The organism is Microvirga flocculans ATCC BAA-817, from assembly GCF_000518665.1.
Lineage (GTDB): Bacteria > Pseudomonadota > Alphaproteobacteria > Rhizobiales > Beijerinckiaceae > Microvirga > Microvirga flocculans.
Window position 1 is genome coordinate 328335 of the sequence record NZ_JAEA01000003.1, and the last position, 26701, is coordinate 355035.

Here is a 26701-nt window from a genome sequence, read left to right on the forward strand (position 1 = left end):
GTGCGCGCTCCCGCTTGTCATCAGTATGACTTGTACTCGGCCTCGCCCTTGGACACGGCGAACTCTTCCTCCGGCGAGAGGATGAGCTTGTGGCGTCCATGAACCAGGAAGTAGGCCATCATGATCGCGTAGTAGATCGCAACGCCGAACACCGCCGTCTGGAAGACCGGATCGGTGAGCTGGAAGTAGAGCGTCACGGCAGCGATTGCCATGCAGATTACGGCGCCTGCGATGCCGAACGGGCTCTTGTAGGGCCGCGCCAGATGAGCGAACTTCTTCTTGAGCACGATGTAGGACATGCCCTGCATGAAATAGGCGAGCATCGCGCCTGCCACGGCCATGTTGAGCAATGTGCCGCCGATGACTGTGGCGCCAGCCTCCGATCCGCGCACGAACCAGATGATCAGCATGACCGCCAGGCCAAGCAGCGCGCCTGTGATGAGCGCGATGTGTGGCGACTTGCGGGTACCATGTGTCACCGACAGGAAGGACGGGAAGTAGCCTGCCCGCGAGAGCGAGTAGATCTGCCGTCCGAAAGCGAAGATGATCGTGTGGAACGAGGCGATGAGGCCGATCACGGCCACGCCCGCCAGGATCTTCGCGATATCCGTGCCGAAGAGGGTGCGGAAACCGTCCAGGAGCGGTTCGCCAGATTTCGCGACGCCCGCGGCACCCGGAGCGATGCCGGAGTTTAGGAACACCACGCAGAAAGCCGAGACGATCAGCGTGAGGATGCCTGCGATGATACCCTTGGGCATGTCGCGCTGCGGATCGTGGGATTCCTCAGCCGCAAGCGGAAGCTGCTCGATGGCGAGGAACAGCCATACGGCGAACGGCATGGCAGCGAAGATGCTGCCGACCCCCATGGGCAGGAACGCTCCGCCGCCGTTCGGCAGCTCGGCACCGTCGGGACCAATGTTCAGCGCCCAGCGCGAGAAATCGAACTGGCCGGAGAGCAGCACCGACACGTAGAAGACCACGAGGCATGCCAGCGCAAGCACGGTCACGGTGACCGTCACCTTGAACGAGAGCTCAACGCCGACGATGTTGAGCCCCACGAACAGCGCGTAGCACAATATCCAGTAGACGGGCTGGAACTCCGGTGCGGTGCCGAAGATCGCCGATAGATACGAACCGATGAAGAACACGATCACCGCCGGTGTGAGAACGAACTCGATGTTCTCCGCGATGCCCGTGATGTAGCCCGCCCAAGGCCCCATGGAGGTGCGCGCGAACGAGTAGGCACCGCCCGTATGCGGCAGGGCCGGCGACATCTCGGCGATCGAGAAGGTCAGGCCCAGATACATGATGGCGATGATGATGGTGGCGAAGAACATGGCGCCGAAGCCGTTGGCGAGGCCGAGGTTCCAGCCCGAGTAATGGCCCGAGATCACTGCGCCGACGCCGAGCGCCCAGAGCGACCAGACGCGCGCGTGGCGTTTCAGACGCCTTGCTTCGAAGTAGCTTTCATCGACAGTAGTGTAGGTAACGCCGGCCGCATTCTGCGCGCCGGCTGGCGGGGCATGAACCCCAGGACTTCCTTGTCCGACTGACATCGACTCTTCCTCCAAGAATAGTCTGCCTTTCGGGCCATGGCACGTCCTGCGCCATGCCCGTGATCAGAGCGTCCGTGCCCCCTCCCTCAAAAGCGGCGCCAGACGGTTTGCCCACGACGCCTGTCCTTCTTCCGTGCGGATCAGGTCGTTGCGGATTTCGATCATCAGCGGAGGCAGGCCACGTTTCTCGGCATGGCGCTCGAGGGTGTGGAAAACCCGATCCGCTGGTGAATAGGGTTCGTTCATGCCGACGACGAGCGCCGGATCCTTCTTCAACCCGGCCTCGACGCTGCGGGCATAGCGCTCGTCGCGGTTGAAGATGAGGCCGATCTGCCAGGGGCGCGGCACATCCCGGTAGACGGGCGTGAAGGAATGGATGGAGACCACCGCGCTAAGCTGCCCGGCCGCCTTTCGCGCATCGGCGAAGGCGTCGATCGCGTCGTGAAACGGATGATACACTTCACGCACGCGATAGGCCCGCTCCGCCGCGTCGAGATCGAGGTTGCCAGGGATCGTGGTGCGTTCGCTCAGGGTCCAGATCGAATCCGGCGCGGACGGATCCCGGTTGAGGTCGAGAACGAGGCGTGAGACGCTGGCATGGATCAGCGGCGCATCGAGAAGCCGCGAGAGTTCCATGGCCACGCCGAGCGCGCCGGGATCCCAGGCGATATGGCTCTCGAGCTCCACAGGCCCGAGGCCGAGCGTGCCGTAGCGCGCCGGCAGGTGTTTGGAGGCATGTTCACAGATGAGCAAGATCGGCGAGCGTCCGCCTGGATTCTCCACGACAGCAACCGGTTGCTCTGCCGTTGCGGCAGAGGTCACTCCGGCTGTCATCTGAGCCGCCTGCATCATCCGGTACTCCCTTGACCTGCCTAGAGCAGGATAAGTCCCCACTTGAACGCTTGATACGTTTCTTGCTGTTTCTCTTGTTTTGAAATTTCTGATACAGGTTTTCAGAACCGTCAAGGAGGGGCTGTGAATCAATCCGGTATGCGTCACGACCGTCGCCTTCCGCCGACCGCCCCGCCGAGCCTCGCCGAGCGCATCCGGCTCGAGATGGAGTCCTTTACGCCCAGCGAGAAGCGGGCCGCGCACCTGCTCCTGAGCCATTATCCCTTCGCCGGCCTCGATACGGTGGCGGAATTCGCCTCCCGCGCGGGCATTTCCGCCCCGTCGGCCCTGCGCTTCGTCACCCGCCTGGGCTTCAGCGGCTTTCCGGACTTTCAGAAGCACCTGCGGGAGGAGCTGGAGGCCCAGCTGCTCTCGCCGCTCGCCAAGGCCGGCCCCGCCGACAAGAGCCAGGGCGCCCCGGCGCTCTCTTCCTTTTCGGAAGCTGTCATCGGCAACTTAAGGGCGACGGTGGAGAACATCGCCCCCGCCGAGTTCGAGGCGGTGGTGACGCTTCTTTCCGATCCGCGCCGGCACATTCATTTCACGGGCGGCCGTTTCACGGGTGCGCTCGCGCGCTATGCGGAGAGCCATTTCCGCATCGTGCGCAGCAACGTGGACTTCATCGAGGGACAGCCCGCCCTCTGGCGCGACCGGATGATCGAGATCGGCAAGAAGGACGTGATCGTCGCCTTCGACATCCGCCGCTACCAGGAGGACGTGACGGCCTTGTGCGAAACGGCCGCGAAGCAGGGCGCGACGATCGTGCTGCTCACGGATCCGTGGCTGTCGCCCATCGCCCGTGTCGCGCGGCACGTGCTGCCCGCGCATATCGTCGCTCCCTCGAACTGGGATTCCTCGGCAGGCCTCCTGCTGCTGACGGAAGCGCTCGTCGCGACCGTGACCAAGCGCCTGTGGGAGACCGCCAAGCCGCGCATGGAGGCGGTGGAACGTCTGCGCAGCGAGAAAGCGTAAGCCCTATTCCGCCGCCGCCGTCTTGTCCCGCTGCAGCCAGCCGATCAGGAGCGGCAATGCGAGGCCGATGCCGAGGAAGCGGACGAGGTGGTGGATTCCCACATAGAGCGGATCCAGTCCGAGGATCAGGGCTAGCACCGTCATGGCCTCGAGCCCTCCGGGCGCGAAGGCGACAAGTCCGTTCGCGAAGCTGACGCCAGCAAGCCACGCCGCGAGAGCCGCGAAGAGCGCCGCCACGACCATTCCCACGGTGAAGGAGCCGAGGGCCGCCACGAGCGCGCGCCTCAGGGTCGAACGCTGGATGTCGCGGAAACGCTCGGCGATGAACAGGCCTATCAGGACGAGGCCTCCCGTGGCGATCACCGGTGGGATGACGCCTGTCACCCATTGCGTGCCGTGGCTCACCGAACTCACCAATGTCGCGCCGAGCAGAATGGGGGCAGCCACCTTCAGCCGCTTGAACAGCGCACCCAGGATGAGGCCGCCGAGGAGAATGAAAGCCATGCCTCCCGGGCTCTCGACGGGCATTCCCTCGCCGATGAGCGCGCCCGTGTTGGCCCCTCCCCCGCTGGCGACGACGAGGCTCGGCAAAAGCGCAATGAGCACGAAGAGGCGGAAGTTCTGCACGATGGCGATGGAGGCGACCTCCGCCTTTCGGTCGGCCGCGACGGCAAGAACCGTGGAAAGCGCGCCGGGCACGGAGGCCAGCACCGCATCAGCCCTGCGCCATCCCGACATGCGCGTGAGCCACGCGCTCGACGCCATGGAGATCGCCACGATGCCGATGACGAGGAGCACGAGACTTCCGGGATAGCGCCCCATCGCCGCGATGGCCTCGGGCGTCACGGCTGCTCCCATGGCAGCGCCGGAAATCAGCATGGCGGCGTCGGCCAGGGCGCGCGGCAGGGGCAGCGCCCAACCGGTCAATCCCCACAACGTGGCCGCGATGGCCGAGCCCGACAGCCACGCGGCGGGAACGCCGAGCCACTGAAAGACGAGGCCGCCGAGAGCCGCAATCATAATCTGCGCGAGATGGGCAAGGACGAGACGCATCACGGTGTTGCTCAATGAACGTCCACGTCCTTTTCGTCAAATGCCTCCGGCGCGGAGAGGCCATGCAAACGGCGTCAGCAAAGGACACTTATGTCCTTCGGCTTCAGACCGAGGAACGGCCGTCTCGGGTCTTCAGGCCACGAGCCGCGGCAAGGCCTCGCCGATGCGGCGCACCGCCTCTTCCACGTCCTCGGGCTTGCGCAGGTAACACAGGCGCAGGTAGCCCTCGCCCGCCTCGCCGAAGGCGGAGCCCGGCGCGAGGCCCACATTCGCCTCGTCGATGAGGCGAAAGGCGATGTCTTTCGCGTTCGTGGCGCCCTTGATCTTCAGGAAGGCGTAGAAGGCGCCGTTCGGCGGCGGCAGCGCGACGAGGCCGGTCTGCGCGAGCCGCCCGACGATCTCGCGGCCGCGCCGCGCGCGGGCGATCTGATCGGCGAGGAAGCTTTCGCCCTGCTCCATGGCGGCGACGCCCGCGCGCTGGATGAAGACCGGCGTTCCGGAGGACTGGTACTGAATCAGGTTTTCGATGATCTGGCCCAGGGCCGGCGGAGCCTCGATCCAGCCGAGGCGCCATCCGGTCATGGCCCAGTTCTTGGAGAAGGTCTGCACGAAGAGGATTCTGTCCTCGGGCTCCATCACATCGCGGAAGGACGGCGCGCGGCCGTCGACGGCGAGGGCTGGATCGTGGATGAAGCGGCCGTAGATCTCGTCGGCCACGATCCAGAGGCCGTGCCGCCGGGCGAGAGCGAGCGCAGCGCGCAGGTCCTCGTGGCTCGCTACCCAGCCGGTCGGGTTCGAAGGCGAGTTGATTACGAGCACGCGGGTGCGCGGCGTGACCGCCTTTTCGAGGCGCTCGATATCGAGGTGCCAGCCCTTCTCGTCGATGGTCATCGGCACGGAAACGGGCCGGGCGCCGGCAATGGTGATCGCGCCCGCGAAATTGGGCCAGGCGGGTGTCGGGATCAGCACCTCGTCGCCGTTGCCTGAGAGCAGGCGGAAGGCGATCTGCATCGCCGGCATGCCGCCGGAGGTCACGAAGAAGCGCTCGGGATCGAAGGCTTTGCGATAGAGCTGCTCGTGATAGCGGGCGATGGCCTGGCGCAGCTCGGGGATGCCGCGCTGATAGGTGTAGAAGGTCTCGCCCTGCGCCAGCGAGCGGGCCGCCGCCTCGCAGATGAAGGACGGCGTCGGCAGGTCGCCCTCGCCCACCCAGAGCGGGATGATGCCGGGCTTCGACCGGCCGTAGGTGAACACATCGACGATGCCGCTCGTCGGCGCCTGCTCAGCCTCAGGACGCAGGTTGAGAACGGACGGAATCGCGACGGACGCATTCATGGGAGATTTCCTCGGGAACGGATGAACAGGGATGACCCGTTCGCCCCCTCATGGCAAGCGCCGAATGCGTCTCATGACAAAAGACGAAGATCCCGATCGAAACCGGTGATGTTTGGCGCGCAGGTCCCGGAGGAGGACCGCCTCTGCGGGAGCCGCAGGGCGCTAAGGCGTGCGCCCGCTCTTCATCATGTCGCGGATTTCCGTCAGCAGCTTCACGTCCGCCGGAATCTCGGGGGCCTTCTCGGCCGTGCCGGTCTTGGCGTCTTCGGCCTTGCGCAGCTGGTTCATGCCCTTGACCAGGAGGAAGAGGATCCAGGCGATGATGACGAAGTTGATGGCGACAGTGATGAAGTTGCCCCAGCCCAGGACTGCGCCCTGCTTGCGGGCCTCTTCGAGCGACGTCGCCGTGACGTTGCCCGACAGGGTCGTGAAGTAGTTCGAGAAATCGAGGCCGCCGGTCACGGCCCCGATGATGGGCATGAAGATGTCGCCGACCAGCGAATCGACGATCCTGCCGAAGGCGGCGCCGATGATGATGCCGATGGCCAGATCGACCACGTTGCCGCGCAGGGCGAACTGCTTGAACTCGTTCCACATGACCGGACCTCTTGAAGCCTGTCTCCAGGCTTAAGCTGCCCGACCTGAGAATTTCGTCAAGGGTTGCGGCTCGCCAGGAGGCTCTGCAGGTCCAGGCGCTCCGTCACCATCTTGAGCTCGCCGCTCGCCGTCCTGGGCCATTGGTCCTCCGGACGGTCCACATAGAGCTCGATGCCGTTGCCGTCGGGATCGCTCAGGTACAAGGCCTCGCTCACCCCGTGATCGCTCGCGCCCTGCAGCGGAATGCCCGCCTCGGCCAGCCGGTAGAGAGCATCGGCCAGAGCCGCACGCGAGGGATAGAGGATCGCCACATGGTAGAGGCCCGTGGTGCCGGGGGGCGGCGGCGACCCGCCCTTGCTCTCCCAGGTATTGAGGCCGATGTGGTGGTGATACCCGCCGGCCGAGACGAAGGCCGCCTGGGTGCCGTAGCGCTGGATCAGCTCGAAGCCGAGCACGCCGCAATAGAAGGCCAGCGAGCGCTCGAGATCGGCGACCTTCAGGTGCACATGGCCGATCCTGACGCCGGGATCGATGGGCCGGGCCATCTTCGTCCTGGCGCTGTCGTAGGGAATGGGGTTGACCATGGGGGCACCTCAGGCTGAACGTGTGGACAATGCGTGGCCGGTACCGACCGATCCGCCCTGCAGGGCATAGGCGCCGCTGCCGAGAAGAGCCTGGGTCACGAGAGCCGCGATCCAGAACGCCAGGTACTCCCAGCCACCGTTCGGGTTGTTGAAGAAGAAGCCCGCCGGTCCATGAACGAAGACGATGGCGCCGAGCAGGACCGGGATCAGGGCGAGCGATACCCAGCGGGTGAAGACGCCCAGGATGAGGGCGACGCCCCCCACCGTTTCCGCCAGGATGGTCAGATAGGCAAGAGCCGGAGGCAGGCCGAGGCTGCCAAAGAACTGAGCCGCGCCGGCGGGGGTGAAGACGAAGAACTTGAGGCCCGCATGGGCCAGGAAAAGAACGCCGAGCGTGATGCGCAGGATCAGGGCGGCGTAGGGGGCGGTCCGGGTATCGATCATGGGAAAATCTCCAGAATGGTGCCTCCCATATGATCTCAAACCGATGATATGATAATCTCACAACCAGAATATCAGTTCACACCTATAGAGTGAGACAGAGCCATGCTCGACCGCGTCACCAGCATGCAGGTCTTCGTCCGCGTCGCGGGGCTCGGCAGCTTCTCGGCAGCGGCACGGGCTCTTCACCTGTCTCAGACCATGGTGACGAAGCATGTGGCCGCCCTCGAGGAGAGGCTCGGAGTCAAGCTGCTGCACCGCTCCACCCGCAAGCTGACGCTCACCGAGGGAGGCCGGAACTATCTCGCCGCCTGCGAGCGCATCCTGGCCGAGATCGAGGAGGCGGAGGCCTCCGCGAGCCTGGAGCGCATCGAGCCCCGAGGCGTGCTGCGGCTCAACGTGCCGCTGACCTTCGGCTTCCGGCACATCGCCCCCGCCATTCCCGAATTCACCCGCCTCCATCCGGCGGTCTCCTTCGACCTCGGTCTTGCCGACCGCTACGTGGACCTGATCGAGGAGGGATGGGACCTGGCCATCCGGATCGGGCGGCTGAAGGATTCGAGCCTCGTCGCCCGGCGCCTGGCCCCCTGCCGGACCGTCGTCTGCGCCGCCCCCTCCTATCTGAAGGAGCATGGCATTCCGCAAACCCTCGACGACCTCGCCCGCCATAACTGCCTCGGCTATACCCTGCCGAGCGCCATCGGCGCGAACCGCTGGACCTTCGGCCCGGAGGGCGAGATCGTCGTGCCCGTGCAGGGCAACCTGCGCGCCAATAACGGCGATGCGCTGCTGGCCGCGGCGGCGGCGGGACAGGGGCTCATCTACCAGCCCACCTTCATCGTGGGCGACAGCCTGCGGGACGGAAGCCTCGTCCCGGTCCTGGGCGGCTACCCGACCTACCAGCCCGGAATCCACGCCGTCCTGCCTTCGGCCCGTCAGGCCCCGGCCAAGGTGCGCGCCTTCATCGCGTTTCTCGCCGCACGCTTCGCGCCCGAGCCGGACTGGGACAGAGGCCTGTGACCGGGTGGCGGTGGCCTTCACCCCTTTAAACGGCTAAAGCTACTCGGCGTTTTCTGTTCGAGGGTTCACGCCTATGGTCGCCACCTGGGCCGTTGTGTTATCGGCGCTGCTCTATCTGTGCCTCCTGTTCACGGTCGCCTATTGGGGCGACAACTGGGGGCGGCGCTTCGTTCAGGGGCCGGCCCGCTCCACCATCGCGGCCCTCGCGCTGGCCGTCTATTGCACGTCCTGGACCTTCTTCGGCTCGGTGGGGCTCGCCAGCCGCTCGGGCTTCGACTTTCTCGCCATCTATATCGGCCCGATCCTTGTGATCGGCCTGGGCTTTCCCCTGGTCGCCCGGGTCGTGCGGGTGGCCAAGACCCAGAACATCTCCTCCATCGCCGACTTCGTGGCCGCCCGCTACGGCAAGAGCGAGCGGGTGGCGGCCCTCGTGAGCCTGATCGCCCTCATCGGCTCCATCCCCTACATCGCCCTGCAGCTGAAGGCGGTCTCGTCCTCTCTCGACGTGTTCCTGACCGCGGCGAACGGAGCATCCATTGCGCAGCTTCCGTTTCTCGGCGACCTCGCGCTCGTCGTCGCCCTCGTGCTGGCGGGATTCGCCGTCGCTTTCGGCACACGCCACACGGATGCGACCGCGCACCAGAACGGGCTTCTGCTCGCCATTTCCCTCGAATCCCTGGTGAAGCTTATCGCCTTCCTCGTTGTCGGCGGCTACATCACCTTCGTCATGTTCGACGGCTATGACGGCATCGTTCAGATCCTCAACGCGCAGGGCACCAGTTCCGAGCTGATCGAGCGGACCTCGGGCTTCGGCAGCTACATCACCCTGATCCTGCTCTCGACCTGCGCCACCATCCTCCTGCCGCGCCAGTTCCATGTGACGGTGGTCGAGAACAGCGACATCATGGATCTGAAGAGAGCGGCCTGGCTCTTCCCGGTCTATCTCATCCTGATCAATCTCTTCGTCATTCCGGTGGCGCTGGCGGGCCTCGCCGCCTTTCCGGAAGGAGCGGTGGACCGGGACATGACCGTGCTCGCGCTGCCACTCCAGAACCACGCGGGCTCCCTGGCGGTGCTCGCCTTCCTCGGCGGGTTTTCGGCGGCGACCGCGATGGTGATCGTCGATTCCATCGCGGTCGCGGTGATGATCTCCAATCATCTGGTCATGCCCATCGTCCTGCGGCGGCGCGCCTTCTCGGGCATCGACCCGGGCAATTTCGTGATCGGCGTGCGGCGCGTATCCATCGTCATCGTCATCCTGCTGGGCTACGCCTATTACCGCGCCTCGGGCGAGGCGGCCCTCGCGGCCATCGGCCTGTTGTCCTTCGCGGCCATCGCGCAGGTCGCGCCCGCCTTCATCGGTGGCCTGATCTGGTCGCGCGGCACGGCGCTCGGCGCCAGCGTCGGGCTCATCGTCGGCTTCGTCACCTGGGCCTATACGCTGCTCCTGCCCAGCCTCGTCTGGGACGGCGTGTTCTGGTCCGACGTGGTCGTCACGGGGCCGTTCGGAATCGCCGCTCTCAAGCCGACATCCCTGTTCGGCGTGAACCTGCCGCAGCTCACCCATGGCGTGGTGTGGAGCCTCACCCTCAACATTCTCTGCTACGTCGCCTTCTCCCTGTGGCGCCCGGTCACGGCCATGGAGCAGATCCAGGCCGGGATCTTCGTGGGCGAGGCCACAGCCTCCTCGACCCCGAGCTTCCGCCTGTTCCGCGCGAGCGTGACCGTCGGCGAGCTGCGGGCGACGGTCGCGCGCTATCTCGGCGACGAACGGACGACCCGTTCGTTCGAAGGCTTCTCGCACAGCCGCGGGCAGAGTCTGGAACCCCGCGCAGAAGCGGATATTCATCTGCTTCGCTATGCGGAACACCTGCTGGCCTCGGCCATCGGCACCGCGTCCTCGCGTCTGGCCCTCTCGCTGCTGCTTCGCCGCCGCACCGTGTCGACGGAAGCGGCCCTCAAGCTTCTCGACGACGCCTCCGCCGCGATCCAGCATAGCCGCGACCTTCTCCAGCATGCGCTGAACTACGCCAAGCAGGGCATCACGGTCATCGACAGCGACCTGCGCCTGCTGGCCTGGAACCAAGCCTTCATCGACCTCTACGACATGCCGCCCAACTTCGTGCAGGTCGGCATCAGCATGGAGCAGATCGTGCGCTACAACGCGACACGCGGCTCCTATGGTCCGGGCCGGATCGAGGATCTCGTCGCGGCCCGCCTCCATTCCTTCCGGCACGATGTGGAACCCGTGCGCCTCAAGCTCCATCCCTCCGGCAAGGTGATCGAGATCCGCTCGAACCTGCTGCCCGACGGCGGCCACGTGACGACCTATACGGACGTGACCGAGACCGTTCTGGCGGAAGAGGCGAGCCGCCGCGCAAACGAGACGCTGGAGCAGCGCGTGCGCGAAAGAACCGAGGAGCTGACGCGCCTCAACGAGGCGCTGCGGCATGCGAAGGCGGAGGCCGACGAGGCGAATATCTCCAAGACGCGCTTCCTCGCCGCCGCCTCGCACGACATCCTGCAACCGCTCAACGCCGCGCGCCTTTATGCCACCTCCCTCGTGGAACGGGACCGCGAGGCGGGCGATGGGACCCTTGCCGAGAACATCGATGCGTCCCTCGACGCGGTCGAGGAAATCCTCACCGCCATCCTCGACATCTCGCGCCTCGACACGGGCGCCATGAAGCCGCAATGGTCGAGCTTCCGCATCGATGAGCTGTTCCGCCAGCTCCAGCTGGAATTCGAGCCCGTCGCGCGCAAGAAGGGCTTGAGACTCGTCTTCGTCCTCTCCTCGCTCACGGTGCGCTCCGACCGGCGTCTCATGCGCCGTCTTTTGCAGAACCTGATATCCAACGCGATCAAGTACACACCCTCGGGCCGCGTGCTCGTCGGCGCGCGCAGGCGTGCCGGGAATCTCGCTCTGGAAGTATGGGATACGGGCTTGGGGATTCCCGCCTCGAAGCAGCGCGTGGTGTTCCGCGAGTTCCAGCGTCTGGACCAGGGCGTGAAGGTCGCGCGCGGCCTGGGGCTGGGTCTCTCCATCGTCGAACGCATCGGCCGCGTTCTCAAGCACGCGATCACCCTCAACTCGGAGGTGGGACGCGGCTCCGTGTTCCGCGTCGAGGTGCCGGTCGTCGCGGCCCTTCCGGCCACGGTGGCCGCGCCGGAGCCGCCGAAGCCCGCTGCAACCGTGCTCTCGGGCTTGCGCGTGCTCATCATCGACAACGAACCGGCCATCCTGGAGGGCATGCGCCTTCTGCTTTCGGGCTGGGGATGCGAAGCCTGGACGGCCTCGGACCTCGAGACCGCGCACCAGGCGCTGCGCGCGCATAAGGTGCTGCCCGATGTCATCATCGCCGATTACCACCTGGACGAGACCGACGGGCTCGAAGTCGTCAAGGCCCTGCGCTGGAAGACGCAGGTGGATACGCCCGCCGTGCTCGTGACCGCAGACCGCACCCCGATCGTGCGGGATGCTGCGGCATCGATGAGCATCCACGTGCTCAACAAGCCGCTGAAGCCTGCGGCCCTGCGCGCCCTGCTCACGCAATGGCGCGCGACGAAGGTGGCGGCGGAATAGGCCCGAACCGGCGTCAGGCCGGCCGCAGCGCAAGATCGACGGCAGCCAGGGCGTGGATCGTCGTGGTGTCGAAGAGCGGCACGGCGCTGTCGTCCTGGGAAACGAGCAGCATGATCTCGGTGCAGCCGAGGATGATGCCTTGCGCGCCGCGCGCGATCAGGCGGGCGATGATCTCCCGGTAGGCCTGACGCGATTCCGGCCTGACGCGTCCGAGCACGAGTTCGTTGTAGATGACCTCATGAACGATCCGGCGATCCCTCTCGTCGGGCACGAGGACATCGAGGCCGTGGCGCTGTTGCAGGCGGCCTTTGTAGAAGTCCTGCTCCATGGTGAAGGCCGTGCCCAGAAGGCCCACCCTCCGGAAGCCCGCCGCCGCGATCCGCTCCGCCGTGGGATCGGCGATATGCAGCAGCGGAAGGGCCACCGCCGTTTCGATCGCGCCTGCGAGGCGGTGCATCGTGTTGGTGCACAGGACAATGAACTCGGCGCCGCCGCGCTCGAGTCTGTGCGCCGCATCCTTCATCGCATCCGCGAGCCGCTCCCAGTCGCCCTCGTGCTGAAGCTGCTTGATGGCGTCGAAATCCACGGACCACATCAGGCATTGCGCCGAGTGGACGCCGCCCAGCCGCCGGTTCGTTTCCCGATTGATGATGCGATAATACTCGGCCGAGCTTTCCCAGCTCATGCCGCCGATGAGTCTGATGGTCCGCATGATTCAGGTCAGGGGTTGGGCGTGTAGGGCGCGCGGCCGCTTGCGAGCGCGTCGTCGAGCAGGTCGAGCCGGTCCTGCCCCCAGAACACCTCGCCGTCGAGCACATAGGCCGGGGAGCCGAAGACATCGGCTGCGACCGCGTTTTCCAGATTGAGCGCATAGATCGCTTCGGTGCTGCTGCCCGTGGCGATGTCCATCAGCGAGGACGAGTCGAGCCCCGCCTGCTCCGCCAGTTCCGTGAGCACGACCGGATCCGCGAGGTTGCGCTCCTCCTCCCAGATGGCCGCGAAGGCCCGGCGCAGGAAGGCGTCCGGGCTCTTGCCCGAGGCGGCGATGGCGATCACGAAGCGGTCGGCGAGGTTCACGTCGAAGGGCCAGTACTTCGGCGCGATGTTGAAGGACAGCCCGCGCTTCTCGCGCCAGCGCTGAAGCTCGAGGATCCGGTAACGCTGCCGGGCCGGGTGACGCTGGGCGAGCGGCAGACCGCCGGTTTCCGCAAAGACACGGCCCAGGAAGACCGGCTTGAAATTGACCTCGGCCCCATGCCTGCGGACGATTTCCATGAAGGGCGCGTGGCCGATATAGGCCCAGGGGCTCACGAGGGAGAAGTAATAGTCGATGATGCGGGGCATGGGTCCAATTCGGGGTTCGTCAGGCCGAAGCGGCGATGCCCCAGCTTGGACCATCAGGCGGCGCTCTTCAATGTCTCTTCCGCCCTGAGAAACGCCTCCACCTCGGGGCCCGCCGCCGGAGCCTCGCCCTGGACGCCCGTTTCGGCGAGCAGCCGGTCCATGCCGATGAAGGTCCGTTCCTTGCGGTCATAAAGGCCCGCCCGCACGAGGGCGATGGCGTTGAGGATGGGGCTGCCGTCCTTGGATTCCGAGACCAGCCGGTGCTCCATGACCACGTGGCTGTCGGACCAGGTGAGGATGCGCGTCTCCAGGGTAAAGGCGCGGAAGGGCCTGAGTTCCCGCCGGAACCGGATCTGTCCCGCGCCGACCACTGGCACCCAGCCGTGCCTGAGAATGGCCCGCCAGAGACCGGAGCGGAGCATAATGTCGGTGCGGCCGAGATCCATGAGCGTCCAGTAGCGCCCGTTGTTCATGTGCATCGACGTGTCGAGGTCGTGCGGCCAGACGCGGAAGTTGAGGCGGGACACGTCACGTACCGGGTCGAGCCTCGGCCGGAAGAAGGACGCGACGATCAGATGCAGGACGCGCAGCCAGAGGTTCATGACAGGCCTGTTCCTGTCTCGCGCTGGAACGCGATGAGATCGAGTGCGGGCGCATCGCGGCCGAAACCCGTCAGCAGACAATGGACCTGCCCGCGATGATGGGTCTGGTGGTTGAAGAAGTGGCTCAGCACCGGAGCCAGGGGCTGCTCGATGTCGGTGGGGTTCGTGATGGTCCGGTAGCGGAGGCGGCCTGCAAGATCGGCCTCGGTGAGACGGTCGATATAGGCGACGATCCGCGCGTCCTCCGTCTCGCGCGCGGTGCGAAGATCGGCAAGGTTGTCGAACAGGATGGCATCGAGCCGCGTCGGCGCGTCCCCTTCGCCCGTGAAACGCTTCATCCAGATGCGGTCTGTGGCGAGAAGGTGATTGAGGGTGCCGTGCACGGATTTGAAGAACGCCCCGCGATCCGCCCGGTAATCCGCATCCGGCAATTGCGCCGCCGCATCGTAGAGGCGCCGGTTGCACCAGGCATTGTAGCCGGCGAGCATGGCATAGAGACGTTTCATGAAAGGGCTCCTCGTGTCGTCCTGATTCTAAGGGTCGACACATTAGAGCATCGGACAGGAAAGTGTTTCTGCAATTTCCCGTCCGCTGCTTCCTTCTCGGAGACGCTCATCCCGGACGCCGCTCCACGGCGTCCGGAAGACGATGGGCGATCAAGCCGCCTTCTTCGCGGCAGCGCGGCCGTAGAAGGTCTCGCCGGAGGCCGCCATGTCGAGGAGAAGCTTCGGCGGGGCGAAGCGGTCGCCGTGCCTGGCCTGGAGCGTCCGGCACAGCTCCACGAAGGTCTTGGGGCCCATGAAGTCGATGTAGGAGAGCGCACCGCCCGTATAGGGCGCGAAGCCGAAGCCGAGGATCGAGCCCACATCCGCCTCCCGCGGATCGGTGATGACGCCCTCTTCAACCGTGCGCGCGGCCTCCAGCGCCTGCGTGACGAGGAGGCGCTGCTTGAGCTCCTGCATATCGACCAGCTCAGCTTCCTGGTGCTTGGCCTGGAGATCCTTCAGGCCAGGCCAGAGGTGCTTCGGGCCGCTCTCCGGATAGTCGTAGAATCCCTTGCGGTTCTTGCGGCCGAGACGCCCTTCCTTCTCCACGAGCGTGGTGAGCAGCGCCTCCTGCTGCGGCACGATGGCGACCTCGCCGAGCTGCGCCTTGGTGGCGCGCAGGATCTTGAGGCCCAGATCGACGCCGACCTCGTCGTTGAGCGACAGGGGGCCGACCGGCATGCCGGCCTGCTTGCCCGCCTGTTCGATCATGGCCGCCGGAACGCCCTCGGTGAGCATGAGATGGCCTTCGAGGATGTAGGCCAGCACGCAGCGATTAGCGAAGAAGCCGCGCGAGTCGTTGACGACGATCGGCGTCTTCTTGATGAGGCGAACATAGTCGAGCGCCGTGGCGAGCGCCTTGTCGCCCGTCTCCTTGCCGAGAATGATCTCGACCAGCATCATCTTCTCGACCGGCGAAAAGAAATGGATGCCGATAAACTGCCCGGGCTTCTTCGAGCCCTGGGCGAGCCCCGAGATCGGAAGGGTCGAGGTGTTGGAGGCGAAGATGCAGTCCGGACGGATCGCGGCCTCCACCTTCTGGATCACCTCGGCCTTCACCTTCGGGTCCTCGAAAACCGCCTCGATCACGAGATCGCAATCCTTCAGGTCGCCGTAATCGGCAGAAGCCGTGATGCGCGCAAGAAGCGCGTCGCGATCGGCCGTCTTGGCGCGGCCCTTCATGATCTGGTCGGACATGAGCTTGTGCGAATGCGCCTTGCCCTTCTCCGCCGCCTCCACGTCGCGGTCGATGAGCACGACCTCGAGCCCCGCATGGGCGGTGACATAGGCCACGCTCGCGCCCATGAAGCCCGCGCCGACGACACCGACCTTCCTGATGGTCGTGGGCGGCACGTCCTTCGGCCGGCGCGCGCCCTTGTTCAGGTCCTGCATGGAGATGAACAGCGTGCGGATCATCGCCGCCGCTTCCTTCGAGCGCAGGATCTTGGCGAACCAGCGCGACTCCCCCTTCAAGGCAAGATCCATCGGCAGCTGGAGGCCTTGATAGACCGTCTCGAGGATCGCGCGGATCGCCGGGTAGTTGTCCTGCGTTTCGCGGCGGTAGATGGCGTTGGCCGGAGGCCAGATCTGCATGCCGGCGGCGGAATAGACCTTGTTGGACGGCAGCTTGAAGCCCTTCTGGTCCCACGGCGCGACCGCCGATCCGCCCTGCCTGATCCATTCCTTCGCGGTCTCGACAATCTGGTCGCGCGGCGCGACCGCGTGAACGAGGCCCATGTTGCGTGCCATGAGGGGGCGGATCTGCTCGCCCTTGAAGAGCATCTGCAAGGCGTCGCCCGTCTGCATGAGGCGCGCCACGCGCTGGGTGCCGCCTGCGCCCGGGAAGAGACCGACCTTCACTTCGGGAAGGCCGACGCGGGTGGAATCCACATCGGACAGAACGCGGAAATGGCAGGCGAGCGCCAGCTCGAAGGCGCCGCCGAGGCACACGCCATGAACGGCAGCGGCGAAGGGCTTGCCGCAGGTTTCGAGGCGGCGATAGAGCAGCGAGAGCTTGCGCGATTCCTCGAACAGGAAGGAGGTCGCAGCCTCCTCGCCCTTCTCCTTGGCCACGCGCATGTATTCCGCGTTCGACGCCTGGAGCATGGTGAGGTCAGCGCCGCCGGAGAAGGCCTCCTTGCCGGAGGTGATGACGCAGCCCTTGATGGCCTCGTCTGCGGCGACCTTCTCGATGATCCGGGACAGCTCGTCCATCACCTGAGCCGTGATGACGTTCATGGAGCGTCCGGGCATGTCCCAAGTGGCGAGCGCGATTCCGTCGGCATCGACCTCGAAGCGGAAATTGGTGAAGTTCGTCATGATGGTTCTCCCGTTCCCGCCTGTTCTCAAACCCGCTCGATGATCGCGGCCGTGCCCATGCCGGCGGCGACGCAGAGAGTGACGAGCGCCGTCTGCTTGTTCGTGCGCTCCAGCTCGTCGAGCACCGTGCCGAGGATCATGGCGCCGGTCGCGCCGAGGGGGTGGCCCATGGCAATGGCGCCGCCATTCACGTTGACCTTCGCAGGATCGAGGTCCAGCGCCTGGATATAGCGCAGCACGACGGACGAGAACGCCTCGTTGATCTCGAAAAGATCGATGTCGTTCGTCGTCATGCCGGCCTTCCTGAGCGCAAGCTCCGACACGTCGATGGGACCTGTGAGCATGAGCGCCAGATCGGAGCCGATGGAGGCGAAGCCCTTGAGGCGCGCGCGCGGCTTCAGCCCCGCCTTCGCGCCGCCCTCCTTCGAGCCCACGAGAACGGCGGCCGCGCCGTCGACGATGCCGGACGAGTTCCCGGCATGGTGCACATGATTGACGAACTCCACATCCGGATGCGCAGCGATCGCCACCGCGTCGAAGCCGCCCATCTCGCCCATCTGCACGAAGGCGGCCTTGAGCTGTCCGAGCGACTGCATGTCCGTCTGCGGCCGCATGTGCTCGTCCTTCGCGAGGATGGTGAGACCGTTGACGTCCTTCACCGGCACGATGGACTTGGCAAAGCGCCCCTCGTCCCAGGCCCTGGCCGCGCGCTTCTGCGACTCCACGGCGAAGGCGTCCACGTCGTCGCGCGAGAAGCCGTATTTCGTCGCGATCAGGTCCGCCGAGATGCCCTGCGGCAGGAAGTAATTGTCGATGGCGATGCCCGGATCGACGGGCCATGCGCCGCCGGACGCGCCCATGCCCACGCGGCTCATGGATTCCACGCCGCCGCCGATGGCGATGTCCTTCATGCCCGACATGACCTGCGCGGCCGCCAGATTGACCGCGTCGAGGCCCGAGGCGCAGAAGCGGTTGATCTGAATGCCGGGCACCTCCTTGCCGAAGCCTGCCTTGAGCGCCGCCGCGCGCGCGATGTCGCCGCCCGCTTCGCCGACCGGGTCGACGCAGCCGAGCACCACATCCTCGACCAGCTTCGGGTCGAGGTCGTTGCGGCGGCGGATCGCATCGAGCGCGGTGACGGCGAGATCGACCGCCGCGACCTCGTGCAGCGCACCGTCCGGCTTGCCGCGCCCGCGCGGCGTGCGGACGGCGTCGTAGATATAGGCTTCAGCCATGGAGGCCTCCCTGATTGATTGTGCGACATCCCGGGCAAGCGACGCGCGACCCGGGATCGTTTTCAGAGTTAAGTTCGTCACTCATCGCGCGATCCCGGCTCTCCGCTCATGCTCCGGCCGGGATGACGCATGTCTCTTAGAAGGCCTCGACCGGCATCGCCATGGTCGTGTCCGCGCCCGTGGTGATGCGGGCGAGGCGCGTGGCAGTTTCGGGCATCAGGCGTTCCATGAAGAAGCGGCCGGTGAGCAGCTTGGCGTCCATGGCCTCGGCGGAGCCGTTTCCTTGAGCCTTCCTCGCCTGCGCGGCCTTCGCCATCCTGGCCCACATATAGCCCATGACCACGAGGCCGAAGAGGTGCATGTAATCGGTCGCGCCCGCGCCCGCATTGTCGGGCTTGGCCATGGCGTTCTGCATGAACCACATGGTGGCCTGCTGGAGATGGCCGAGGCCCTGCTGCAGCGGAGCGACATAGGCCTTCATGGCCTCGTCGCCGGCATTCTCCTGGCAGAAGGCGCCGACCTCGTTGAAGAAGGTCATGACGGCGCGCCCGCCATCCTTGCCGAGCTTGCGGCCGACAAGATCCATGGCCTGGATGCCGTTGGCACCCTCGTAGATCATGGCGATGCGGGCATCGCGCACGAACTGCGACATGCCCCATTCCTCGATATAGCCGTGGCCGCCGAACATCTGCTGCGCCTTCACGGCGTTGTCGAAGCCGAGATCGGTGAGCACGCCCTTCGCCACCGGGGTCATCAGCCCCATGTAGTCGTCGGCCACCTGCCGCGCGGCCTCGTCGGAGGAGCGGTGCGCGATGTCGCTATTGAGGCCCGTCCAGACGATGAGGGCGCGGGCCGCTTCGTTGACGGCCTTGATGGAGAGAAGCGTGCGGCGCACATCCGGATGCACGATGATCGGATCAGCAGGCTTGTCGGGGAACTTCGCGCCCGTGAGCGCACGGCCCTGGAGGCGGTCCTTGGCATAGGCGACGGCGTTCTGATAGGCGACCTCGGAAACGGCAAGACCTTGCACTCCGACGGCGAGGCGCGCCTCGTTCATCATCACGAACATGGCGTTGAGGCCGCGATTGGCCTCGCCCACGAGCCAGCCCTTCGCGCCGTCATAGTTCATGACGCAGGTGGCGTTGCCGTGAATGCCCATCTTGTGTTCCAGGGAGCCGCAGGACACCCCGTTGCGCTCGCCGACAGAGCCGTCCGCATTTACGAGGAATTTCGGCACCACGAAAAGCGAGATGCCCTTGGTGCCCTGAGGCGCGCCTTCGATGCGGGCCAGAACCAGATGGACGATGTTCTCCGCCATGTCGTGCTCGCCGGCGGAAATGAAGATCTTGGTGCCGGAGATCGCATAGGAGCCGTCGCCGTTGGGCACCGCCTTGGACTTGAGCAGGCCGAGATCCGTGCCGCAATGGGGCTCGGTGAGGTTCATGGTGCCGGTCCAGGCGCCCTCGACCATCTTGGGCAGATAGGTGCGCTTCTGCTCCTCCGTGCCGTGCACGAGGAGGGCCGCGATCGCACCCTGCGTCAGGCCCGGATACATGCCGAGCGCGAGGTTCGCCGAAGAGACGAATTCCTGCATGACCGTGTTGAGGACGGAAGGAAGGCCTTGGCCGCCGAACTCCTCCGGGACGGCGAGCCCCATCCAGCCTCCGGCGGTATAGGCCTCATAGGCCTCCTTGAATCCCTTCGGGGTCGTCACTGATCCGTCCGGGTTGCGGGTGCAGCCCTCCTGGTCGCCCGAGAGGTTGAGCGGGGCGAAAACCTCCTCGCAGAGCTTGGCGCCCTCGGCGAGGATCGCCTCCACCATGTCGGGGGTCGCATCGGCGAAACCCGGCAGGTTGTTGTGACGGGCAATCGGAAAAACGTCGTTCAGGAGGAAGAGGACGTCTTCGACGGGGGCCTTGTAGACCGGCATTCGGATGTCTCCCAGGTCGGTTGCCGACACCCATCTTCCCATACGGGACAGCGCCGGCCAAGCGGATAGTTCACATATAAACTATCTGTCCGTTTTGGGAAGAGGCGAGGCGACAATTCTTTCGGGGGACATGCGGGCCGACCGCCGGGCCCGGACCTCCCTCCCCGCTTCCTCTCTCCCAGCGCATTTCGAGAGACGCATGGGATGAATCCTGAAAGCGTCAATCCGCGCTTCCGACCTCAGTCCCGGCAAGCGCCGGCCACCGAACAAAAAAGCCCCTCCGGCAACAGGCGCTGCGCCTGCGACCGAAGGGGCTTTCGAGGAAATTCGCCGGAAGCCGGGCGGATCAGGCGGCGGCGGCCATGCTCGCGCGGCGGGCCCGAAGCTCAGCCAGGGCCTCTTCGATGTCCTTCTTCTGCTGCTCGAGATGGCGGATCTGGTCCTCGACCTGATCGAGCGAGAGCTTGAGATTCATGGCGGGACCGTCGCCCGAGCGCTCCTCGGCGACCATGGCGCGGATCTCAGTCAGGGTGAAGCCGAGCTGCTTGCCCTTGAGGATCACCGACAGGCGCTCACGGTCACGGGCGTCGTAGATGCGCGCCGTCCCGTCGCGGCGGGGGGAGAGAAGCCCGCGGTCTTCGTAGAACCGCAAGGTGCGCAACGTCACCCCGAACTCGCGCGCCAGATCGCCGATCGTATAGAATTTCGCACCCTCGCCGGCTTCCCCGGCGGCCGCGCTGCCTGCAATTTGATCCATCATACGCCCCGTCATTTGTCTTTCTTGGTTCCGTGCCGTGAGCACATCTCCTTTGGTAATGAAATAATATAACATTTATTTCAAAACTTGCAAGAGTATTGCGCTGGACTTATGCCGCTGGGGCAGAGGAATGTGACGAAACGCACTTAACCCTAGGGAACGACCTCCCTTCTGCAGGGCGAGCGATGGGTTAATCCCCTCTGTTTAACGGGTTTTTTACCACGACGAACCAAAGGTGCAGGCAGCGGACAAGGGACCTGGAAGCATGGTGATTCGCATCCTTCCGGCTTTTCGGCCCGCGAGGCGGGCATCGGCACTGGCCATGTCCGGCTCCAGTATTCTTTGCGTATCCCGCGAGCCCGGCCATGAGACGACACGTCCTCTCGAGACTTGATGACCTGGACCTCGATGCCCGCGAACTGGCCATGGCCGCGGCGCGCCGGGCGGGCCTGAGCCTCGATGAATGGGCGGTCGCCGTGCTCGCCGCGTCCGAGGAGCGCCCTGCCCCGCCCCGTCCGGCACCGCGCAGGACCAGCGACCTCGACGCCCTGATCGCCCGCATGACGCCCCCGTCGCGTCCGCAGCCGCGCCGGGACTACGATACCTTGATGGCGGCGGTCGCCGCCGAGGGCGAGCGCCAGGCCCGGGATCAGTCGTCCCGCACGGCCATCGCGCTGGAATCCATGGCGAGCTGGATCGAGCAGGCAGAGGTCCGGCTCAACGAGGCCGCCCGCACCTCGGCGGACCAGCGGGACCGGATTGCGGCGGTTCTTTCCGAAACCCTGTCGTCCCTCAAGGACCGCCTCGATGCCGTCGAGCGCAGCATCGCCGCGGAGCAAGCTCCGCCGCGCCTCGAATTTCCCATGGAGGAGGCGATCAAGGCACTCGCCCCCGTATCGGACACGCTGGCCGGCCTGCGGGCCGACATGTCACGGCTCGCCACCCGCCTGGAACGGCCCGATCCGGCTCTGGCCCCCGCCGTGGAGACGATCCGCGGCGAGATCGACAGCCTTCGCTCCGGCATGGGCCAGCTGGCGACGCGCACGGACATCCTGGCCATCGATGCCGCCCTCGGCTCGATCGCGAAGGAGCTCGGACAGGGACCGACGACGAAGGATCTGCGCACCCTCGCAAGCTCGATCACCGTCCTCTACGAGCAGATCCAATGCCTCTCGGACGAGGTGAGCGAAGGGCTGCACCGGCGCATCGGCCGTGACATCGACCTGCTCAAGGGCAAGATCGACGCTCTCGCTGCGAGCGGCGTCGACCGCTCCGTCATCGACTTCCTGAGCGGCCAGATCGTCGACATCCGCCAGGACCTGGCCAACCGGGCCGAGCCTCATCAGATCGGCAGGCTCTCGGAGGAGATCGAGAGCCTGGGCCGCCAGATCGTGGACCTGCGCCTCAGCCAGGCGAGCAAGGACGACTTCCAGGCGCTAAAGACGTCCCTCGACGATGTGTGTTCGGCTCTCTCCGTCACCGTGGCCGCGCAGGAGGCGAGCAGGGTGCCCGAGCAGCTGGAACGTCTCGACCAGCGTCTCGACCTCCTGGCCGCCCGGCCCGAACCGAAGCCGGTCGATCTTTCTCCCATCACCGACCAGCTCGCGCTCCTGACCGACCGCATGGCCACCCTGTCCGCACCCCGCGACGGGAACGGAGATGCCATGGCGGAGATGATGGAGCGGCTGTCGTCCCGGTTCGAAACCGCGGCCATGCGCGCGGCTCCCTCCCATGAGCCCCTGCTGGAGCGTTTCGACCGGATCGAAGAGGAGCTGCGCCAGCTCGGCGAACGGACCGAAACCGGCGGAATAGCGCAGATGCTGCGCGCTCTCGGCGAGAAGATGGACCGTACTCCGCAGAAGGCGGGATTCGATACCCTCGAAAGGCAGATCAGGGATCTGGCCGGACGCCTCGATCGGATCCCCGGCGAGTCCCTGCAGAAGGTTCTGGGCGAAACCGCGAGCCAGCTTCAGGGCCTGCAATCCGAAGCCTCCGGCATTGCGGAGCGCGCGGCGAAGGCCGTGCTCGACGGCATCCGCCCGGCCCTGCCGGATGCGGGGGATCTCGACGCGCTCAAGCACGGCGTGGTGGAGCTGAAAGCCCTGCACAGCCGCACCGACAGGAAGACGCAGGAGACGCTGCGCGCCGTTCACGATGCGCTCGAAGCCCTGGTTTCCCGGCTTGCGAACCCGGTCGCGCCCCCGCCCGGCGGCTCCGCGCCCGAACCGGAACCGAAGCCGCTGCTGCCTGCGGACCGCCTCGAAGCCGCGGTGCGCAGGCTGCACGCGGCCACCCTATCCCAGATCGAGGAGATTGCCCCGCCCGGAACGCTCGGCGCCCCGGTCTCCGCCATGCCAGCGACGGCGCCCGCGACGCCCGCTGCACCGGAAGCGGTCCGCAGCCATGTCCGCTCCACGCTCATTGCCGCGGCCCGCCGGGCCGCTCACGCCACTGCGCCAGAGCCAGCCGTCGCAGAGGCTCCCGCGCCCATGGCGCAGGAGATTGTTCAGCCTGACACCCCTGAACCGGCGGACGCAGCCGCGCCGGAGCCTGCCTCCGCCTCCCTCTTCGAGCGCCTGCGCCGGAGCTTCGACAGCAACCGCCGCCCGCTTCTCTTCGGCCTCCCCTTCCTGGTTCTCGCCATCGGCGCAGCCCAGATCCTGTCGAGCGAGCGGAAGGACCTGGCTCTGGCCGCTCAGGCGAACGGCGGGCAACAGGAAATGGTGCAGGCCGCCGAGGCGAAGCCCGCTGAAACGGCGAGCCTTGCCGCTCCCGACAATGCCGGCCTGTTCCAGGCCGCGAGCCTCGCATCCGAAACGCCCGCTCCGGTGCCCTTGGCGGCGGGCAAGTTCCGCGTCGACCCCGCCACGGTCGGCGAGATCCCGACGGAGGCCCCGGCCTTCCTGCGCGTTTCGGCTCTCTCGGGCGATGCGGCCGCCCTGTATGCGATCGCGGTCCGCGCTGCCGAAGGACGCGGCATGACCCAGGACATGGCCCTCGCCGCCCGGCTCTTCGAGCGGGCGGCCCAGGCGGGCCTCCCGGCAGCCCAGGAACGGCTTGCGATGATGCACGAGAAAGGCGTCGGCGTGACGCGCGATCTCCGGCAGGCCGCCTTCTGGTACGAGCGGGCGGCCCTCGGCGGGCATGTCCGCGCCATGCACAACCTCGCCACCCTCCTCGCCTCCGGGTCCGGCGGGAAGCCGGATTACGCCGCCGCCCTGCGCTGGTACACCGAAGCCGCCGAGTCCGGGTTCCGGGACAGCCAGTTCAACGCGGGCCTCCTCCTGGCGCGCGGCATCGGCGCGAAGCCCGACCTGTCCAGGGCCTATCACTGGTTCTCCCTGGCGGCGGCCCAGGGCGACGCGGAAGCCGTCCGCAAGAGCGAGGAGATCGCCGGAAGGATCAGCGCGTCCGAGCTCAAGGCGCTGAAATCGGGCCTCGACCTCTGGCGTCCGCGCGCCATCGACCCGGTCGCGAACGAGGCTCCATTCTCCGCCGAGGGCCAGACGGCGGCTCTGGACCACCTTCCAGGCAGCAGGAGTTAGGATCGCGCGGGCATTGTCATCTTTCGTTCAGAACGTCGCTGCTACATCATCGGCAAGATGCTTGAACAATAATCTGGCTGCACCGGCCATGGGGGGAAACCGGGTTGCAAATCTATCTGCCGATCGCTGAAATGCCGGTGAGCGTTCTGCTCATCCTGGGGATGGGAGCCGCGGTGGGCTTCATCTCGGGCCTCTTCGGGATCGGCGGCGGCTTTCTCATGACGCCGCTCCTGATCTTCCTCGGCATTCCTCCGGCGGTGGCCGTCGCCACCCAATCGGCGCAGATCGTCGCCTCCTCCACCACCAGCGTCCTCGGCGCGCTCCGCCGAAACGCACTCGATCACAAGCTCGGGGCGATCCTGGTCGCGGGCGGCTTCGTCGGCTCGGCGCTGGGCGTCTGGTTCTTCGCGGCGGCGCGCCGGGCCGGTCAGCTCGACTTGGTGATCGTCGTCTCCTACGTGACGCTGTTCACGGTCGTCGGCAGCCTGATGCTGAAGGAGAGCATTCGGGAATTCTGGCACCGGCGGAAGGGCGGCGCAGTGCGGCCAAGACGCAAGGCAGGCGAACATGCGCCCTATCTCGGCTGGCCTCTGCGGATGCGCTTCTACCGCTCGAAGCTCTATGCCAGCGTGATCCCGATCGTCGCACTCTCGCTCTTCATCGGCTTCGCGGGCGCGCTGCTCGGCATCGGCGGCGGCTTCATCGTGGTGCCTGCGCTGCTCTATATCTTTCGCGTACCGACCAACGTGGTCGTGGGCACCTCCCAACTCCAGATCGTCTGCACCACGCTGGTCGCTCTCATTCTTCATGCGGTGACGAACCAGGCCGTGGATATGGTGCTGGCGATCCTGCTCATCGTCGGAGGTGTGTTCGGCGCGCAGTTCGGCGCCCGCATGGGACGTCATCTGCGTGCGGAGCTGTTCCGTTTTCTCCTTGCGATCCTGCTGCTGGCCGTGGGCTTGCGCTTCGGCCTCGAACTCGTGCTGAAGCCGGAGGAGCCCTTCTCCATCTCGGTGCAGGAGGTGCGCACGTGAGAGCGTTCGGGTTTCTCCTGATCCTTCTGGGCAGCCTGACCTCCACGATGGTGGAAGCCGAGACCTTGATCACGTCGCTGTCGAACCACAGGGTCCTGATCAACTCCAACTATACCGGTACTCAGATCGCCGTGTTCGGAGCTATCGAGCGGGATGCGCAGACCATCGCCCGCGCCACGGGCTACGACGTGGTCGTGACCGTGCGAGGCCCGCGCCAGTTCCTGACCGTGCGCGAGAAGCAGCGCCTCGGCCTCGTCTGGATCAACCAGGACCAGCAGAAGTTCCCGTCGGTTCCCGCTTACTTGAGCGTCATGACCTCGCGCCCCATCGCGGAGATTACGAGCGATCAGCTGCGAAGCCGCCAGAAGATCGGACTCGACGCGATCGTCAACGCACCGGATGCCACCCTCGTGCGCGGCGGCACGGACAAGCCCTTCCGCGAAGCGCTTCTACGCCTGAAAGCGCAGGAGGGCCTGTATCTGGAGGATGAACGCGGTGTGACGTTCCTGACGCCGGACATCTTCCGCGCGGGCGTTCCGCTTCCGGCCATCGCTCCGCCCGGTAATTACGAAGTGGATGTCACGCTCTTTGCCGACACCGTGATCCTAGCCCGCACGCATACCGATTTCGAACTGGTCAAGACGGGCTTCGAGGAACGGGTGGGCGTGATCGCCCATGACTGGTCCCTGACCTACGGCCTCGCAACGGCAGCCATCGCCCTCTTCTTCGGCTGGCTCGCTAACGCGATCTTCCGGCGAGACTGAACTCGGTCCTTGAAAGGTTTCACCGGTCTTGCCGCCCCGAATATGGTGAACCATTAACCGTATTCTCGCGTCGAGGCCTGGGGTTTGCTGTTCGCGCTTGAAGCAGACGGGAAAGCGCCATACCAAAATAGTGTTGACGCCTAGGCCGCTCTACTTCGGCACAGCGTTCAAGAACAGCACTCCTGGTGGCCTTTTCCTGCGGGGGAAGGCGAGGCATGATGCCCTGGCCAGAGTTCCGGCGAAAGCCCGGATGCATGTGAGCAGCGGATCGAGACCCTTCTCTCGAGGCATGACGCCCCTCCGCTGGGTCGGTTCAAATCCGACATTTCCTGACCCATCCCTTTCGCTCAAGGAAACCGCACATGTCGTCGATCAATACCAACCTCTCCGCCATGACCGCCCTGCAGTCGCTCCGCTCGACGCAGAACGCCATGAACAAGACCCAGAACCAGATCTCGACCGGCCTGCGCGTCGGCGAGGCCTCGCACAACGCCTCCTACTTCTCGATCTCGACCCAGATGAAGTCGGACAACGGTGCGCTCAGCGCCGTGAAGGACTCGATCAAGCAGTCCAAGGCCATGATCGACACCTTCA

At 65.9% G+C, this 26701-nt stretch carries 22 protein-coding genes; 7 read left to right on the forward strand and 15 right to left on the reverse strand.

The features are described from left to right. Positions 1-20: 20 nt before the first annotated feature. Both L879_RS0106670 and L879_RS0106675 read right to left on the reverse strand, forming a co-directional pair. A complete protein-coding gene (locus L879_RS0106670) occupies positions 21-1556 on the reverse strand; it encodes an amino acid permease (RefSeq protein WP_027315423.1) in 1536 nt (511 codons plus the stop codon). A gap of 63 nt (positions 1557-1619) precedes the next feature. Beyond that, positions 1620-2408 carry an N-formylglutamate amidohydrolase gene (locus L879_RS0106675; protein ID WP_084020763.1) on the reverse strand — a complete coding sequence of 263 codons (789 nt, stop codon included), beginning with the start codon at positions 2406-2408 and terminating at the stop codon, positions 1620-1622. A 123-nt stretch (positions 2409-2531) separates the two neighbouring features. On the opposite strand from L879_RS0106675, the gene L879_RS0106680 reads away from it, so the two are divergent. Beyond that, positions 2532-3419, forward strand: a complete 888-nt coding sequence (locus L879_RS0106680) for a MurR/RpiR family transcriptional regulator (protein WP_245265173.1) — start codon at positions 2532-2534, stop codon at positions 3417-3419. A 3-nt stretch (positions 3420-3422) separates the two neighbouring features. Here the strand turns inward: L879_RS0106680 and L879_RS0106685 are convergent, their stop codons facing one another. The 5 genes from L879_RS0106685 to L879_RS0106705 form a co-directional block, all read right to left on the reverse strand. After that, positions 3423-4472: an AbrB family transcriptional regulator gene (locus L879_RS0106685; RefSeq protein WP_027315426.1), complete on the reverse strand. Its 1050-nt coding sequence runs from the start codon at positions 4470-4472 to the stop codon at positions 3423-3425. 132 nt (positions 4473-4604) lie between these two features. Next, a complete protein-coding gene (locus L879_RS0106690; RefSeq protein WP_027315427.1) occupies positions 4605-5807 on the reverse strand; it encodes a pyridoxal phosphate-dependent aminotransferase in 1203 nt (400 codons plus the stop codon). Positions 5808-5969: 162 nt separating this feature from the next. After that, on the reverse strand, positions 5970-6404 hold the full coding sequence (gene mscL / locus L879_RS0106695) for a large conductance mechanosensitive channel protein MscL (RefSeq protein ID WP_027315428.1): 435 nt from the start codon (positions 6402-6404) through the stop codon (positions 5970-5972). Between the two features lie 56 nt (positions 6405-6460). Further along, positions 6461-6949, reverse strand: a complete 489-nt coding sequence (locus tag L879_RS0106700) for a VOC family protein (RefSeq protein ID WP_027315429.1) — start codon at positions 6947-6949, stop codon at positions 6461-6463. A gap of 48 nt (positions 6950-6997) precedes the next feature. Further along, positions 6998-7432: a DoxX family protein gene (locus L879_RS0106705; RefSeq protein WP_027315430.1), complete on the reverse strand. Its 435-nt coding sequence runs from the start codon at positions 7430-7432 to the stop codon at positions 6998-7000. 102 nt (positions 7433-7534) lie between these two features. On the opposite strand from L879_RS0106705, the gene L879_RS0106710 reads away from it, so the two are divergent. Next, positions 7535-8449 (forward strand): LysR family transcriptional regulator, encoded by a 915-nt coding sequence (locus L879_RS0106710; RefSeq protein WP_027315431.1) that lies wholly within the window; start codon positions 7535-7537, stop codon positions 8447-8449. A gap of 73 nt (positions 8450-8522) precedes the next feature. Then, positions 8523-12032, forward strand: a complete 3510-nt coding sequence (locus L879_RS0106715) for a PAS domain-containing hybrid sensor histidine kinase/response regulator (protein WP_027315432.1) — start codon at positions 8523-8525, stop codon at positions 12030-12032. Positions 12033-12045: 13 nt separating this feature from the next. On the opposite strand, the gene L879_RS0106720 is transcribed toward L879_RS0106715, so the two are convergent. The 8 genes from L879_RS0106720 to L879_RS0106755 all read right to left on the reverse strand — a co-directional run bounded on the left by L879_RS0106720 (position 12046) and on the right by L879_RS0106755 (position 20767). Further along, the gene (locus L879_RS0106720) at positions 12046-12744 is read right to left on the reverse strand and encodes an aspartate/glutamate racemase family protein (RefSeq protein ID WP_027315433.1); all 699 of its coding nucleotides are present in this window, start codon (positions 12742-12744) and stop codon (positions 12046-12048) included. A gap of 8 nt (positions 12745-12752) precedes the next feature. Beyond that, positions 12753-13376 (reverse strand): 2-hydroxychromene-2-carboxylate isomerase, encoded by a 624-nt coding sequence (locus L879_RS0106725; RefSeq protein ID WP_027315434.1) that lies wholly within the window; start codon positions 13374-13376, stop codon positions 12753-12755. A gap of 53 nt (positions 13377-13429) precedes the next feature. After that, entirely contained in the window at positions 13430-13978 is a 549-nt protein-coding gene (locus tag L879_RS0106730) for an acyl-CoA thioesterase (protein ID WP_027315435.1), read from the reverse strand. Beyond that, positions 13975-14484, reverse strand: coding sequence for a DinB family protein (locus L879_RS0106735; RefSeq protein ID WP_027315436.1), 510 nt, complete (start codon positions 14482-14484; stop codon positions 13975-13977). Before L879_RS0106735 ends, L879_RS0106730 begins: the two co-directional genes overlap by 4 nt. Positions 14485-14634: 150 nt before the next feature. Then, positions 14635-16842, reverse strand: a complete 2208-nt coding sequence (locus L879_RS0106740) for an FAD-dependent oxidoreductase (protein ID WP_027315437.1) — start codon at positions 16840-16842, stop codon at positions 14635-14637. A gap of 26 nt (positions 16843-16868) precedes the next feature. After that, entirely contained in the window at positions 16869-18077 is a 1209-nt protein-coding gene (locus tag L879_RS0106745; protein ID WP_027315438.1) for an acetyl-CoA C-acetyltransferase, read from the reverse strand. Between the two features lie 136 nt (positions 18078-18213). Then, on the reverse strand, positions 18214-20007 hold the full coding sequence (locus tag L879_RS0106750; protein ID WP_027315439.1) for an acyl-CoA dehydrogenase C-terminal domain-containing protein: 1794 nt from the start codon (positions 20005-20007) through the stop codon (positions 18214-18216). Positions 20008-20353: 346 nt separating this feature from the next. Beyond that, positions 20354-20767 carry a MerR family transcriptional regulator gene (locus L879_RS0106755; protein ID WP_368086308.1) on the reverse strand — a complete coding sequence of 138 codons (414 nt, stop codon included), beginning with the start codon at positions 20765-20767 and terminating at the stop codon, positions 20354-20356. A 362-nt stretch (positions 20768-21129) separates the two neighbouring features. Here L879_RS0106755 and L879_RS20735 point away from each other — a divergent pair, with 362 nt between their 5' ends. The 4 genes from L879_RS20735 to L879_RS0106775 form a co-directional block, all read left to right on the forward strand. Then, the gene (locus L879_RS20735) at positions 21130-24309 is read left to right on the forward strand and encodes an SEL1-like repeat protein (RefSeq protein ID WP_154664111.1); all 3180 of its coding nucleotides are present in this window, start codon (positions 21130-21132) and stop codon (positions 24307-24309) included. Between the two features lie 104 nt (positions 24310-24413). Beyond that, positions 24414-25343: a sulfite exporter TauE/SafE family protein gene (locus L879_RS0106765; RefSeq protein WP_027315441.1), complete on the forward strand. Its 930-nt coding sequence runs from the start codon at positions 24414-24416 to the stop codon at positions 25341-25343. After that, entirely contained in the window at positions 25340-26107 is a 768-nt protein-coding gene (locus tag L879_RS0106770; RefSeq protein ID WP_027315442.1) for a TIGR02186 family protein, read from the forward strand. Before L879_RS0106765 ends, L879_RS0106770 begins: the two co-directional genes overlap by 4 nt. A gap of 362 nt (positions 26108-26469) precedes the next feature. Beyond that, a partial coding sequence (locus tag L879_RS0106775; protein WP_027315443.1) for a flagellin N-terminal helical domain-containing protein occupies positions 26470-26701 on the forward strand: 232 nt, incomplete at its 3' end.

Excerpts from the sequence above, each read along its gene's own strand:
- L879_RS0106725 (WP_027315434.1), bottom strand. The coding sequence starts at position 13,376 with ATGCCCCGCATCATCGACTATTACTTCTCCCTCGTGAGCCCCTGGGCC.
- L879_RS0106670 (WP_027315423.1), bottom strand. The coding sequence starts at position 1,556 with ATGTCAGTCGGACAAGGAAGTCCTGGGGTTCATGCCCCGCCAGCCGGC.
- L879_RS0106755 (WP_368086308.1), bottom strand. The coding sequence starts at position 20,767 with ATGATGGATCAAATTGCAGGCAGCGCGGCCGCCGGGGAAGCCGGCGAG.
- L879_RS0106685 (WP_027315426.1), bottom strand. The coding sequence starts at position 4,472 with ATGCGTCTCGTCCTTGCCCATCTCGCGCAGATTATGATTGCGGCTCTC.
- L879_RS0106750 (WP_027315439.1), bottom strand. The coding sequence starts at position 20,007 with ATGCCGGTCTACAAGGCCCCCGTCGAAGACGTCCTCTTCCTCCTGAAC.
- L879_RS0106675 (WP_084020763.1), bottom strand. The coding sequence starts at position 2,408 with ATGATGCAGGCGGCTCAGATGACAGCCGGAGTGACCTCTGCCGCAACG.
- L879_RS0106735 (WP_027315436.1), bottom strand. The coding sequence starts at position 14,484 with ATGAAACGTCTCTATGCCATGCTCGCCGGCTACAATGCCTGGTGCAAC.
- L879_RS0106745 (WP_027315438.1), bottom strand. The coding sequence starts at position 18,077 with ATGGCTGAAGCCTATATCTACGACGCCGTCCGCACGCCGCGCGGGCGC.
- L879_RS0106710 (WP_027315431.1), top strand. The coding sequence starts at position 7,535 with ATGCTCGACCGCGTCACCAGCATGCAGGTCTTCGTCCGCGTCGCGGGG.
- L879_RS0106730 (WP_027315435.1), bottom strand. The coding sequence starts at position 13,978 with ATGAACCTCTGGCTGCGCGTCCTGCATCTGATCGTCGCGTCCTTCTTC.
- mscL (WP_027315428.1), bottom strand. The coding sequence starts at position 6,404 with ATGTGGAACGAGTTCAAGCAGTTCGCCCTGCGCGGCAACGTGGTCGAT.
- L879_RS0106705 (WP_027315430.1), bottom strand. The coding sequence starts at position 7,432 with ATGATCGATACCCGGACCGCCCCCTACGCCGCCCTGATCCTGCGCATC.
- L879_RS0106700 (WP_027315429.1), bottom strand. The coding sequence starts at position 6,949 with ATGGCCCGGCCCATCGATCCCGGCGTCAGGATCGGCCATGTGCACCTG.
- L879_RS0106690 (WP_027315427.1), bottom strand. The coding sequence starts at position 5,807 with ATGAATGCGTCCGTCGCGATTCCGTCCGTTCTCAACCTGCGTCCTGAG.
- L879_RS0106715 (WP_027315432.1), top strand. The coding sequence starts at position 8,523 with ATGGTCGCCACCTGGGCCGTTGTGTTATCGGCGCTGCTCTATCTGTGC.
- L879_RS0106720 (WP_027315433.1), bottom strand. The coding sequence starts at position 12,744 with ATGCGGACCATCAGACTCATCGGCGGCATGAGCTGGGAAAGCTCGGCC.
- L879_RS0106740 (WP_027315437.1), bottom strand. The coding sequence starts at position 16,842 with ATGACGAACTTCACCAATTTCCGCTTCGAGGTCGATGCCGACGGAATC.
- L879_RS20735 (WP_154664111.1), top strand. The coding sequence starts at position 21,130 with ATGAGACGACACGTCCTCTCGAGACTTGATGACCTGGACCTCGATGCC.